General features: G+C 73.2%; 14 protein-coding genes. 7 read left to right on the forward strand and 7 right to left on the reverse strand.

What is annotated here, in order from left to right; translation table 11 throughout:
• Window positions 1-12: 12 nt before the first annotated feature.
• The 4 genes from ACNTMW_RS06960 to cofC all read right to left on the reverse strand — a co-directional run bounded on the left by ACNTMW_RS06960 (window position 13) and on the right by cofC (window position 4409).
• Window positions 13-891: an NUDIX hydrolase gene (locus ACNTMW_RS06960; protein ID WP_426632577.1), complete on the reverse strand. Its 879-nt coding sequence runs from the start codon at window positions 889-891 to the stop codon at window positions 13-15.
• A gap of 134 nt (window positions 892-1025) precedes the next feature.
• On the reverse strand, window positions 1026-3467 hold the full coding sequence (locus tag ACNTMW_RS06965; protein WP_426632578.1) for an RNA degradosome polyphosphate kinase: 2442 nt from the start codon (window positions 3465-3467) through the stop codon (window positions 1026-1028).
• A 48-nt stretch (window positions 3468-3515) separates the two neighbouring features.
• Window positions 3516-3713 (reverse strand): cold-shock protein, encoded by a 198-nt coding sequence (locus tag ACNTMW_RS06970; protein WP_426632579.1) that lies wholly within the window; start codon window positions 3711-3713, stop codon window positions 3516-3518.
• A 63-nt stretch (window positions 3714-3776) separates the two neighbouring features.
• Complete coding sequence (cofC, locus tag ACNTMW_RS06975; RefSeq protein WP_426632580.1) at window positions 3777-4409, reverse strand: 2-phospho-L-lactate guanylyltransferase; 633 nt, start codon at window positions 4407-4409, stop codon at window positions 3777-3779.
• A gap of 129 nt (window positions 4410-4538) precedes the next feature.
• Between cofC and ACNTMW_RS06980 the strand changes: the two genes are divergently transcribed.
• The 5 genes from ACNTMW_RS06980 (at window position 4539) to ACNTMW_RS07000 (ending at window position 9383) form a co-directional block, all read left to right on the forward strand.
• The gene (locus tag ACNTMW_RS06980) at window positions 4539-5321 is read left to right on the forward strand and encodes a lysophospholipid acyltransferase family protein (protein ID WP_426632581.1); all 783 of its coding nucleotides are present in this window, start codon (window positions 4539-4541) and stop codon (window positions 5319-5321) included.
• A 61-nt stretch (window positions 5322-5382) separates the two neighbouring features.
• Window positions 5383-6378 (forward strand): NAD(P)H-dependent glycerol-3-phosphate dehydrogenase, encoded by a 996-nt coding sequence (locus ACNTMW_RS06985; protein ID WP_426632582.1) that lies wholly within the window; start codon window positions 5383-5385, stop codon window positions 6376-6378.
• A 35-nt stretch (window positions 6379-6413) separates the two neighbouring features.
• Window positions 6414-7532, forward strand: a complete 1119-nt coding sequence (locus ACNTMW_RS06990; RefSeq protein ID WP_426632846.1) for a cystathionine gamma-lyase — start codon at window positions 6414-6416, stop codon at window positions 7530-7532.
• 10 nt (window positions 7533-7542) lie between these two features.
• Window positions 7543-8217, forward strand: a complete 675-nt coding sequence (locus tag ACNTMW_RS06995; RefSeq protein ID WP_426632583.1) for a uracil-DNA glycosylase — start codon at window positions 7543-7545, stop codon at window positions 8215-8217.
• 74 nt (window positions 8218-8291) lie between these two features.
• Window positions 8292-9383: a D-alanine--D-alanine ligase family protein gene (locus tag ACNTMW_RS07000; RefSeq protein WP_426632584.1), complete on the forward strand. Its 1092-nt coding sequence runs from the start codon at window positions 8292-8294 to the stop codon at window positions 9381-9383.
• 58 nt (window positions 9384-9441) lie between these two features.
• Here ACNTMW_RS07000 and ACNTMW_RS07005 read toward each other — a convergent pair whose 3' ends face one another.
• On the reverse strand, window positions 9442-10002 hold the full coding sequence (locus ACNTMW_RS07005; protein ID WP_426632585.1) for a DUF3515 domain-containing protein: 561 nt from the start codon (window positions 10000-10002) through the stop codon (window positions 9442-9444).
• A gap of 46 nt (window positions 10003-10048) precedes the next feature.
• On the reverse strand, window positions 10049-10282 hold the full coding sequence (locus ACNTMW_RS07010) for an Lrp/AsnC ligand binding domain-containing protein (RefSeq protein ID WP_426632586.1): 234 nt from the start codon (window positions 10280-10282) through the stop codon (window positions 10049-10051).
• Between the two features lie 331 nt (window positions 10283-10613).
• Here ACNTMW_RS07010 and ACNTMW_RS07015 point away from each other — a divergent pair, with 331 nt between their 5' ends.
• Window positions 10614-11555, forward strand: a complete 942-nt coding sequence (locus ACNTMW_RS07015; RefSeq protein ID WP_426632587.1) for a thiamine-phosphate kinase — start codon at window positions 10614-10616, stop codon at window positions 11553-11555.
• Window positions 11556-11661: 106 nt separating this feature from the next.
• Window positions 11662-12129, forward strand: coding sequence for a GNAT family N-acetyltransferase (locus tag ACNTMW_RS07020; protein ID WP_426632588.1), 468 nt, complete (start codon window positions 11662-11664; stop codon window positions 12127-12129).
• Between the two features lie 252 nt (window positions 12130-12381).
• On the opposite strand, the gene rpmB is transcribed toward ACNTMW_RS07020, so the two are convergent.
• Window positions 12382-12573: a 50S ribosomal protein L28 gene (gene rpmB / locus ACNTMW_RS07025; protein WP_426632589.1), complete on the reverse strand. Its 192-nt coding sequence runs from the start codon at window positions 12571-12573 to the stop codon at window positions 12382-12384.
• Window positions 12574-12662 lie beyond the last annotated feature (89 nt).

A 12662-nucleotide genomic window follows, 5' to 3' on the forward strand; every position in this document is an offset into this window, starting at 1 on the left:
CCGCTGTTTTTCCTACATTGACGCGGGTTCGAGGTCGAGGCGGTCGGCCGCCACGAAATCCGTGCCCGCGAAACCGAGGACCCAGGCCGAACCCTTCGGCGTGTCCAGGGAACGGGCGCCGCGGCCGGTCAACGCCGCCACCACGTCCGGTATCAGGCCACCCTGGCTGCAGACCACGGTCACCCCGTCGCACGCGGCCAGTTCCCGGATGACGGACACGGCCCGCCGCGCGTCGGCCGCCTCGTCGAACCGGTCGTCGACCTCGATCGGCAGGTCCGCGATGGCGGCCAGTGGCTGCACCGTCTGGACGCAGCGGGCCGGCCGGGCACTGATCACCCGGGTCGGCCGGTAGGTCGCGAGCGGCCGCGCCAGCGCCTCCGCCGTGGCCCGGCCCTCGGCGGTCAGTGGGCGGTCGTCGTCGTCTCCGTCCCACGCGTCGCGCTCCCCGGCGTACGCGTGGCGCAGCAGCACCACGAGCCCGTCCACCCGAGCCAGCCGGGGATAGTCGGCCAGCACGCCACGGTCGTGGGCGTACGTCAGCATCCGCACCGCCTGCCCCACCGGTACCCAGCACAGGTCGTCGACCTCGTCGCCGGGGACGAACGGGTCGGAATCGCGGTAGACCATGGTCCAGTAGTCGACGGCCTTCTCCACGTCCGGGTCACCGGTCAGGTACCGCGTCCCCGGTAACCGCAGTTGCGGCGCCGCGCGTACCCCGGTCTCCTCCCAGACCTCCCGGACCGCACCCAGCAGCGGGTGCTCGCCCGGGTCGAGCTTGCCCTTCGGCAGCGTCCAGTCGTCGTAGCGGGGCCGGTGGACCAGTACCACCTCGACGCCGCCCGGACCACCGCGCGCGACCACCCCGCCGGCGGCCCGTACCACCCGGGTCACGACGGCGGCTCCACGGTCGGCCGCACGCCGGAACCGGCGTGCGGCAGAGATTCGCACCGGGCCACGACGGGGTCGTACCCGCAAAGCCGGCCGGTATCACGGTGAACCCCGGGCCGTATGTGGCGCACCGGCCGTCACTCCACCCTGTCGACGATGCGGCGCAGCAGCGCCTCCTGGGGATCCACCAGCGGCTGCCCGCCGTCGCAGACCCGCCGGTGCCAGGTGCCGTCGCCGGCCAACTCGAACGCCGCGGTGCGCTCGTCGAAGGCGACCCGCATGATCCGGTCCAGCTCCGCGCGCGCGGCCGGGTCGACGACCCGGACCAGCGCCTCCACCCGCCGGTCGAGGTTGCGGTGCATCAGGTCGGCCGACCCGATCCAGAACTCGCCGTCGGGTGTGGTCGGCGGCGCCGCGACGGCCGTGCCGTCGGCCGGCGTGGCGGCGCCGACCCGCGGCCCGACCGCGCCGTCACCGAAGCGGAACACCCGGGAGTGCTCCAGGAAGCGGCCCACGATCGACCGCACCCGGATGCGTTCGGACAGGCCGGGTACGCCCGGCCGGATCGTGCAGATCCCGCGGACAACGAGGTCGACGTCGACCCCGGCGCGGCTGGCCCGGTAGAGCGCGTCGACGATCTCCTCGTCGACGAGCGAGTTCACCTTGATCTGCACCAGACCCGGCCGGCCGGCCCGGGCGTGGGCGATCTCGCGCTCGATCCGCTCGACGATGCCGCGGCGCACGCCGTGCGGCGCGACCAGCAGTCGCCGGTACGCGGTCTGCCGGCTGTACCCGGTGAGCACGTTGAACAGGTCGGTCAGGTCGGCACCGACCTCGGGGTCGGCGGTGAGCAGCCCGAAGTCCTCGTACAGCCGGGCGGTCTTGGGGTGGTAGTTGCCGGTACCGATGTGGCAGTACCGCCGGATCTGGTTGCCCTCCTGCCGCACCACCAGGGCGGTCTTGCAGTGCGTCTTCAGGCCGACCAGGCCGTAGACGACGTGGCAGCCGGCGCGCTCCAGCATCCGCGCCCACCCGATGTTGGCCTGCTCGTCGAAGCGCGCCTTCACCTCGACCAGCACCACCACCTGCTTACCGGCCTCCGCGGCGGAGATCAGCGCGTCGACGATGGGCGAGTCGCCGCTCGTGCGGTAGAGCGTCTGCTTGATCGCCAGCACGTTCGGATCGGCCGCGGCCTGCTCGACGAAGCGCTGCACGCTCGTGGAGAACGAGTGGTACGGGTGGTGCACCAGGATGTCGCCGTCGCGCAGCCGGTTGAACACGCTGCGGGGAACCTCACCCTCGGCGAACTGAGGGTGGGTCGCCGGAACGAAAGGGCGGTCCTTGAGGTCCGGCCGCTCGGTGTCGTTGTAGATCTGCCACAGCGACGACAGGTCCAGCAGCGCCGGTACCCGCATCACGTCGTGGCCGTCCATGTCCAGTTCGCGGACCAGCAGTTCGAGCACGCGGTCGGAGATCGACGCGGCGACCTCCAGCCGGACCGGGGGGCCGAATCGCCGGCGTGCCAGCTCCCGTTCGAGGGCCTGCAGCAGATCCTCGTCGCGGTCCTCGTCGAGTTCGAAGTCGGCGTTGCGGGTGACCCGGAACAGGTGGTGCTCGACCACCTGCATGCCGGAGAAGAGCTGGCCCAGGTGTGCGGCGATCAGATCCTCGACCGGCAGGAAACGGTCCGGGGCGCCGCCGTCACGGGATACGCCGTCCTCGCGCTCCACCGCCACGAACCGGGGCACGTTGTTGGGCACCTTGACCCGGGCGAACAGTTCGGGACCACCGTCGGGGTCGCGGACGACCACGGCGAGATTCAGCGACAGGCCCGAGATGTACGGGAACGGGTGCGCCGGGTCGACGGCGAGCGGGGTGAGGACCGGGAAGACGTGCTCGCGGAAGTACGCCCGCATCCGCTCGCGCTCCGGGGCGGACAGCTCCGCCCAGCGCACGATCCGGATGTCCTCGGCGGCGAGCGCCGGTTGCACCTCGGCGGCGAAGCAGCGGGCGTGTCGCGCCACCAGTGCGGCGGCCCGCTCGGCGATCCGCTGCAACTGCTCACGGGGGAACAGCCCGTCGGGACCCCGGACGGCGAGGCCGGTCTGGTGGCGGCGCTTCAGTCCGGCGACCCGCACCATGTAGAACTCGTCGAGGTTGCTCGCGAAGATCGCCAGGAACTTGGCGCGCTCCAGCAGCGGGGTGCGCGGGTCCTCGGCCAGCGCGAGCACACGGGCGTTGAAGTCGAGCCAGGACAGCTCACGGTTGAGGTAGCGGTCGGCGGGCAGCGTGTCGTCCGGCGGTACCGCCGGTACGGCGGCGACAGGCGCGGCGGCGCCGGGGACGGTGGTGGTCGCGTCGGGGGTGACGGCGCGGTCGGCGGAGGTCGTGGCGCGGTCGAGGGCGGTGTCCGCCGGGGCGGACGGACGGGTGGCGGGGCGACCCTCGGTGTGCCGGGCCACCCGGGCACCACGCCTCGGCCGCTTCACGCCGTTGACCTGCTCGGCCGGCGGCGGGTCAGCGGGCCGGGCAGTGCCGGCACGGCGGGAGGGGCGCGGGCTCGGACTGGTGGTCACCACCTCATCATGGCCCGACGAAGGTTAACGGTAAATGAACTCGATCGTCGGTCACGGAAAGGTGGGCAGCGTAACCCTGGTCACTTCGCCGTCGGTGTTCCGGTCGAGGCGCACCCGTTGTCCCAGCCGCAGCAGTCGCAGGCCCGACGCGGCGAACGCCTCCGCTCCGAACGCCACCTCGGATCCGTCGTCGAGCAGCACCGAACCGGCCCCGGTCTGTTCGTCGAACGTCGCCACCGTTCCCTGCATGTCATGGTCCTCCCGATCGCCCGTGCCCGCCACCGGCGCCTCCCGTGCACACCACCGGCCGGGTCAGGGGCCACCGTAGCGTGCCGCGCCGACCAGTTCGGCGGTGTATCGGCCCAGGCCGAGCGCGGTCGCGGCGTCGAGGTCAGCGGCGGTGTCGACGTCCTGACGGAGCGAGGGCCAGTCACCGTCGAGGCGTACCGCGCCGGACCGGGCGTGGGCGCGCGCCGACGCCGGCCCGAACCGGGGGTCCAGCGCCACGCCGGCCCGGGCGGCCAACATCGCGGTGCCGGTACCCGCGGCGTCCGCTACGTACCCGCGCGGGCGGTGCGCCAGCGCCGTGAGGGCGGCGCCCAGCTCGTGCGGGCGCAGCGCCGGCAGGTCGGCGGTGAGGGCGACCACGGGCGCCCCGGTGGCCATCGCGGCGCCACGGGCCATCGCGGCGTTCAGCCCGGCCGCGGGGTGGTCGGGTACCGGCTGGGCGCCCAGCCCGGCCAGCGCGGTCGCCGCGGCCGGTTCGTCGGTCACCACCAGCGCGCGGTGGACCAGCGGGCACGCCAGAACGGCGGCGAGCGTGTCGCGGGCCATCGCTAGGACGAGATCGTCGTGCCGGGCCGGCGGGATCGCCCCGCGTAGCCGCGTCTTGGCCATCGCCAGCCGCTTGACCGGCAGCACCGCCACCCATCCCGTCGCCGTCACATCCCGCATCCTCGCCCACCCGCGCGGTCACCGGCGGGCCGGGGCCGACCCTGTCTGGCCCGACCATGGTCAGGCCAGGCATGATGCGTCAAGCCGGGTGAGGGCGGGTGGGGTAGCGAGGAGGGGGCCGTGGCGCGACGGAGGCTCGGTTTCTGGCGCCGTCTGGTGGTGGTCATCGCGAAGCCGTGGCTGACGCTGATGACGCACCGCACGTGGTCGGGCATGGAGCACGTACCCCGGAGCGGGGGCGTGATCTTCGTGGCCAACCACATCTCGCACGCCGACCCGCTGGTGGCCGGCCACTATGTCTACGACGCCGGGCGCTGGCCGCAGTTCCTGGGCAAGGCCAGCCTGTTCAAGGTGCCGGTGCTCGGGCCGCTGCTGTACGCCGTGCGGCAGATCCCGGTGCACCGGGGGACCGCGGACGCGGTCAGGGCGCTCGATGCGGCGGTGGCGGCCGTCAAGGACGGCGAGACGGTCATCATCTACCCCGAGGGGACCACCACCCGGGAGCCGGACCTGTGGCCGATGCGGGGCAAGACCGGCGTGGCCCGGCTGTGGTTATCCACCGACGCCCCGGTCATCCCGGTCGTGATGTGGGGGCCGCAGGACATCTTCGATCCGCGGACCAGCAGGCTGCGGTTGCGCCCGCGGACGCGGGTGACCGTGGCCGCCGGGCCGCCGCTGGACCTGTCGCGCTGGCGTGGCGCCGAGCCGACCGCGGCGACGTTGAACGAGATCACCGACGCGGTGATGCTGCACCTGCGTGACATGCTGGCTGAGATCCGGGGCGCCACGCCGCCGCCGCTGTACCAGCCGGGAAGGCCGGACCGACCCGAAATGCCGGACCGACCCGAAATGCCGGACCGACCCGGAACGCCGGACCGGCCACGCATCGAGGAGCAGGCATGAGTGAGCGTAGCGAGCGAATCGGTGGGCTCGGTGCGGTGGAGCCTCGTGACGGGGGTGGGCGATGAGCCGCGCGGCGGTGCTCGGCGCGGGTTCGTGGGGGACCGCGTTCGCGAAGGTTCTCGGTGACGCCGGCAACGAGGTCACGCTGTGGGCGCGCCGGCCGGAGGTGGCCACGGCGATCCGCGAGCAGCACGCCAACCCCGACTACCTGCCCGAGATGCGGCTGCCCGCGACGGTGACGGCGACCGCCGACCCGCGGCAGGCGATCGAGGGTGCCGACCTGGTCGTCCTCGCCGTGCCGTCCCAGACGCTGCGCGACAACCTGGGTGACTGGGCCGGCCACTTCGGGGCCGACGCGACCTTCGTCAGCCTGATGAAGGGCATCGAACTGGGCACGCTCAAGCGGATGAGCGAGGTGATCGTCGAGGCGGCGGGAGTCGAGCCCGAACGGGTCGCCGTGGTGAGCGGACCCAACCTCGCGCCCGAGATCGCCGCCGAGCAGATCGCCGCGACGGTCGTCGCGTGCACCGACACCGAGCGGGCCGCGCGGGTGCAGAAGGCCATCGCGACGCGGTACCTGCGGCCGTACACCAACGACGACGTCGTCGGCTGCGAACTGGGCGGCGCGGTGAAGAACGTGATCGCGCTGGCCTGCGGGATGGCCCAGGGCCTGGGGTTCGGCGACAACACCAAGGCCACGTTGATCACGCGCGGCCTCGCCGAGACCGCCCGGCTCGGCGTGGCGCTCGGCGCCGACCCGCTGACCTTCGCCGGGCTCGCCGGCGTCGGCGACCTGGTGGCCACCTGCTCGTCTCCGCTGTCCCGCAACCGGACGTTCGGCGAGCACCTCGGCCGCGGCGAGAGCCTCGAACAGGCGCAGGCCGCCACCCGGTACACCGCGGAGGGGGTGAAGAGCTGCCTGTCGATCCGGGACCTGGCGCTGAAGTACGGCGTGGAGATGCCGATCACCGAGCAGGTCGAGCGGGTCTGCCACGAGGGGCTCGACCCCCGGGTGGCGGTCGAGGCGCTGATGGGCCGGCAGTTCAAGGCGGAGTGAGTGGGGAGCGTCGAGGCGGAGTGAGCGGGGAGCGCATGGGCTACGGGGACGGCACCCGCAGCGTACGGGCCGGCCTGCCGGAGCCGGGCGAGCCGGGCCAGCCGTTCCTTCCCGGCCCGGTGTTCGCGGCGCCGTACCACCTCGACCCGGTGGCCGGACCGCAGCCGGGCGTCGACGGGTACGGACGCGGAGACAACGCCACCCGGCGGGCCCTGGAAGCCGCGATCGGCGACCTGGAGGGCGGGGAGTGCGTCACGTTCGCCTCGGGCATGGCGGCGGTGTCGGCGGTGTTGTTCACCCAGCTGCGGCCGGGCGACACCGTCGTACTGCCCGCCGACGGGTACTTCCTGACCCGGGCCTTCGCCGCCGAGTCGCTGCCCGGCGTGGATATCGTGCTCGCGCCGACCGCCGGCCCGTACCCGTCGTTCGACGGGGTACGGCTGGTGCTGCTGGAGACGCCGGCCAACCCCGGTCTCGACGTCTGTGACCTCGCCGACCTCGCCGATCGGGCGCACGCCGCCGGCGCCCTCGTCGCGGTGGACAACACCACGCCGACCCCGCTCGGCCAGCGCCCGCTCGACCTGGGCGCCGACCTGGTCGTCGCCTCGGCCAGCAAGGCGCTCACCGGGCACTCCGACCTGATCCTCGGGTACGTGTGCACCGCCTCGCCGGATCTCGCCGCGCGGACGAGGACCTGGCGCAGTGGTACCGGCGCGGTACCCGGCCCGTTCGAGGTGTGGCTGGCGCACCGCTCCCTGGGCACCCTGGACCTGCGCCTGGCCCGCCAGTCGGAGAACGCCGCCGCGGTCGCCGAGCTGCTCGCGGGGCGGCCGGAGGTGCGGTCGGTGCGCTGGCCGGGCCGGCCGGAGGACCCGTCGTACGAGGTGGCCCGCCGCCAGATGCGCCGGATCCCGGGCATCGTCACGTTCACGCTGCCGTCGAAGGCGCACGTCGACGCGTTCCTGACGGCGTCGAAGCTGATCGCGGCCGCGACGTCCTTCGGTGGTCTGCACACCAGCGCCGACCGCCGGGCCCAGTGGGGCGACGAGGTGCCGGAGGGGCTGGTACGCCTGTCGTGCGGGGTCGAGGACACCGCGGATCTCGTGGCCGACATCGCGGCGGCCCTCGACACTTCTGTCGTACCCGGTCCCTAGAGTTTCGGGTATGGCTCTGGACCTGATGCAGTTGCTGCCGCCCGACTGGCGGGACGCGATGAAGCCCCATCTCGACCTCGACACGGTGGCGGGGCTCAGCGAGTTCGCCGAGCGGGAGTACGGGTCGCATCCGGTCTACCCGCCGCTGCCCGACCTGTTCGCCGCGTTCCGGCTCTGCCCGGTGGACTCGGCGCGGGTGTTGATCCTCGGCCAGGATCCCTACCACAAGGCCGGCCAGGCGCACGGCCTGAGCTTCAGCGTCCGGCAGGGCGTCGCGGTGCCGCCGTCGCTGCGCAACGTTTTCAAGGAGCTGCGCGACGACCTGGGCGTGCAGCCGCCGGCGCACGGCGACCTGACCGGCTGGGCGGAGCAGGGCGTGCTGCTGCTCAACGCGGTGCTGACGGTGCGGGGCGGGGCGCCCGCGTCGCACGCCGGCCGCGGCTGGGAGCACGTCACCGACGCCGCGATCAAGGTGCTCGACGCCAAGGACAGCCGCGTCGTGTTCGTGCTGTGGGGTGGGTACGCGCGCAAGAAGGCGGCGCTGGTGACGAATCCGCGGCACGTCGTCCTGGAGGCAGGCCACCCGAGCCCGATGAACCCGCGCGGCTTCCTCGGTAGCCGCCCGTTCAGCGCGGTCGACCGGGCGCTCGCCGAGGCCGGCCTGCCGCCGGTCCGCTGGGCCTGACCGGACGCTTCCTCCACGGTGGAGCGCGCCGGCAGGGGAGGCGCCTGTGGTGCACGCACGGTAAGGTCTGGCGCGTGAGTACGCCACGCAAGACCCGCGTCGCCGTCGTGTTCGGCGGCCGTAGCGCTGAGCACGCGATCTCCTGTGTCAGCGCCGGCAGTATCTTTGCCGCGCTGGACCCGGACGAGTTCGAGGTGGTCCCCGTGGGCATCACCCGCGAGGGGCGCTGGGTGCTCACGGACGGTGACGGACAGTCACTGGCGATCAACGGCCGGACCCTCCCGGAGATCACCGACGGGTCGGGCTCCGCCGTCGTCCTCGCCCCGGACCCCATGGCCCGGGAGCTGGCGGCCGGCGACGCGATCAGCGCGCTGACCGACATCGACGTCGTGTTCCCGGTCCTGCACGGCGCCTACGGCGAGGACGGCACGATCCAGGGCCTGCTCGAGATGGCCGGCCTGCCCTACGTCGGCGCCGGGGTGTTCGCCTCGGCCGCCGGCATGGACAAGGAGTTCACCAAGAAGCTGGCCGCGGCCGAGGGCATCCCGGTCGGGCCGTACGCGGTGCTGCGCGCCGGCCAGTCGCTGTCCGAGGCCGACAAGGAGCGCCTCGGCCTCCCCGTGTTCGTCAAGCCGAGCCGGGCCGGCTCCAGCTTCGGCATCACCAAGGTCACCGACTGGGCCGACCTCGACCGGGCGATCGCGTTCGCCCGGGAGATCGACCCCAAGGTGCTCGTCGAGGCCATGGTGGTCGGCCGTGAGGTCGAGTGCGGCGTCCTGGAGGGCGAGTACGGCGGGGCACCCGAGGCGAGCCTGCCGGCCGAGATCCGGGTCGTGCGGGATCACGACTTCTACGACTTCGAGGCCAAGTACCTCGACGACGCGTGCGAGTTCGACCTGCCGGTGCAGCTGCCCGAGGCCGTGATCGAGAAGATCCGTGAGTACGCCTGCCGCACCTTCACCGCGCTCGACTGCGCCGGCCTGGCCCGGGTGGACTTCTTCGTGACCCCCGAGCTGGACGTGGTGCTCAACGAGATCAACACGATGCCGGGCTTCACGCCGGTCTCGATGTTCCCGCGGATGTGGGCCGCGTCCGGCCTGGAGTACCCGAAGCTGGTCTCCCGCCTCGTGCGTACCGCGCTGCGCCGCGGTACCGGGCTGCGCTGACCGGTCCGCGGCCGGCCTCCGTCGGCCGTGGACCGGGCCGGCCGGGCCGGCGGGGGAGTCAGCAGCCCGCCGGAGTATTCGCCGAGCGGGGCAGGGTGGCGGTGATCGGCCCGGAGAACTCGATCACCCACTGGCCGGGAGCACTGTACGACCGGGGCACGGTCACCTGTACCGACGTGTCCCGGTCGACCGTGGTCCACCGGGTGGCTCCGCCGTCGGACTGCGAGTACCAGCAGACCCCGGACAGGCCGTACACCTCCGCGCCGGGCGGCAGCGAGACCGGCGGGACGCCGCACGCCAGCGTGATCGCGGGATCCCCGTACGCCGCGTTCTGCCCGTCGCCGGCCGTCACCGGCCGACGCGGCCGGTCCCGCAGCGCGTCGGGCAGGTGGGTGGTCAGGTCGCGGCAGGCGGCCGCCTGCCGGGCGTCCAGCGGCGGTGCCGCCATCGACACCGGCGCGGTCGACTGGGGGCCGGGGCGTTCGGCCTGGTCGCCGCGGAAGCCGCCCAGCAGCCAGAAAAAGACGATCCCGACGATCACCGCGACCGGTAGGGCGATGAGCGTGGCCAGCCGGGCCGGGGACGGACCCGCGGCCGTGCCGGTGGTGCCTGTGGTCATGTCGGTCGTCGTACCCGTGGTCGTGTCGGTCGTGCCGGCGGTCATGTCAGAGGTGAACCACCGAACAGGTGAGCGTGCGCGTGATACCCGGCACGAGCTGGACCTTGCTCACTATCATCTTTCCGAGTTCGTCGACGTTGTGGGCTTCGGTGAGCACGACCACGTCATAGGGGCCCGTGACCGCGTCCACACGTACCACGCCGGCGATGCCGCTGATCGTCGTGGCCACCTCGCGCGCCTTTCCGACCTCGGTCTGGATGAGGATGTACGCCTGGACCACGCCATGACTCCTTCCCGCGCCGCCGGGACGCGGCTCGCAGGTGAAACTACCGCACGACCGGTCGGCAGGGCAGGTGTGCTTAGCTCTCCTGCCGGATAGCACACGTGGATGGCGCCGATCCGCCCGGTGCGCCGGTCAGGACCGCCGGAACGTGCAAGGCTCCCGGTGCGGGCGGCGGCACCCGCCCGGCGGGCGGGTGCGGCGACGATGGCGGATGACGGCAGTGGCGGTGGGGACGCCGCCGGCGGCCGGTACGGCGGTGACGGCGGCGAACGCCGGCGGCGCGGTGACGGTGGGGACTGGGGGTCGTGGTGACGGACGGAGCACTGTGGTGACGGTGGCGAACGCCGGCGAGTTCGGCCTGATCGGCCGGGTGACCGCGCGGCTGGCGACCGGGCGGGCCTGCCTGCTCGGGCCGGGGGACGACGCGGCCGTCGTCGCCGCACCCGACGGGCGGGTCACCGCCTCCACGGACGTGCTCGTCGAGGGCCGCCACTTCCGGCGGGACTGGTCGAGCGCGCGTGACGTGGGGCACCGGGCGGCCGCGGCGAACCTCGCCGACATCGCCGCCATGGGCGCGGTACCCACCGCGTTGCTGGTCGCCTTCTGCGCGCCGCCCGATCTCGACGTGCGGTGGGCGGAGGAGCTGGCCGACGGGCTGTCGGCGGAGGCGGCCAAGGTCGGTGCGGGCGTGGTCGGCGGGGACATGTCGGCGAGCCCGGTCCTGACCGTCGCGGTGACCGCGCTCGGGGACCTGGGCGGCCGGGCGCCGGTCGTCCGGTCCGGTGCCCGGCCCGGCGACGTGGTGGCGGTGCGGGGGCGGCTCGGGTACGCGGCGGCCGGCTACACCGTGCTCACCCGCGGGTTCCGCACGCCCAAGCTGCTGGTGGAGGCGTTCCGGCGGCCCGAGGTGCCGTATCCGGCCGGTCCGGAGGCGGCCCGATGGGGCGCCACCGCCATGATCGACGTATCGGACGGGCTGCTGGCCGACCTGGGGCACATCGCGAAGGCCAGCGGCGTCGGTATCGACCTGAAGCGGGAGGCGTTCGTGGTACCCGAGACCATGCGCAACGCGGCCGCCGCGCTCGGCGTCGACCCGTACCACTGGATCCTCGCCGGCGGCGACGACCACGCCCTGGCGGCGACGTTTCCGCCCGACGCCGCCCTGCCGGCCGGTTGGGTCGTCGTCGGCAGCGTCGGTGACGGCGGCGGGGTGACGGTCGACGGCCGGCCCTACCGGGGTGGGGCCACCGGCTGGGACCACTTCAAGTAGGAGCCGTTCGTACCTGGGAGCCGTTGCGGGAACAGGGGAACAGTTGCCGGGAACAGTCGTCAACGCCACAGCGGGTAACGGTTCAATCGCCTCGTACCCTTTACCCGTGACGACCATTGAACTCAGGACGACCCGGTTCGACGATCCGGTGGCCCGTACCCTGGTCGCGGCGGCGCTGGCCGACCTCGGCGCGCGCTACGGCGGCAGCGGTGACGAGACCCCGGTCCATCCGGACGAGTTCGCGCCGCCGGCCGGGAACTTCCTGGTCGCCTGGGTCGACGGGGTACCCGCCGGCTGCGGTGGCTGGCGGACCCTGGCGGACGACGACGCGGTCGCCGAGATCAAGCGGATGTACACGGCGCCCGAGTGGCGGGGCCGTGGAGTGGCGTCCGCGGTGCTGCGGGCGATCGAGGAGAGCGCCCGGGAGGCGGGTAAGAAACGCACGGTCCTGGAGACCGGCGACCGCCAGCCGGAAGCGATCGCGCTCTACCGCAGGCTGGGGTACGAACGGATCCCGAACTTCGGCTTCTACAAGGATTCGCCCGACTGTCTCTCGTTCGGCCGCCTTCTGTAGGGGCGGCGGACCGGAGCCCGTGCCGGTCCGCCGAGCCCGTGCGATCCGCCGATCCCGTGCGGTCGGTCGCCCGGAACATGTGGGTGGACCGTCCGGAGCCGGTGGGTCGACCGTCCAGAGTCGCGGGGCCGGGCTTCCGGGAGCGTGGCCCCGCGGCCCCGCAACGCCCGGCGCGGGGCCGGGCGTTGCACGGGTACGCGTAACCGCCGGGTCGCCCGAGGCGTCCCGGCGGTCGGCGAGCTGAAGCGGGGGTTAGGCCCGCGTGACCTTGCCGGCCTTCAGGCAGGAGGTGCAGACCTGCATACGGCGGGTCGTGCCGCCACCGGCCGGAGTGCGCACCGTCTGGATGTTGGGGTTCCAACGACGGTTCGTCCGCCGGTGCGAGTGGGACACGTTGTGGCCGAAGCCCGGCCTCTTGCCACAGACGTCGCACACGCTAGCCACGAGAATCTCCTGGGTTGATCGCAACTGGTCACCCGCGAGTCGGCCGGGCAACCTGACGAGAGTACCTGACACCGGAGCGGCGAAGCCAA

This window comes from Planosporangium spinosum (assembly GCF_049999945.1).
In the GTDB taxonomy this organism is placed as follows: domain Bacteria; phylum Actinomycetota; class Actinomycetes; order Mycobacteriales; family Micromonosporaceae; genus Planosporangium; species Planosporangium spinosum.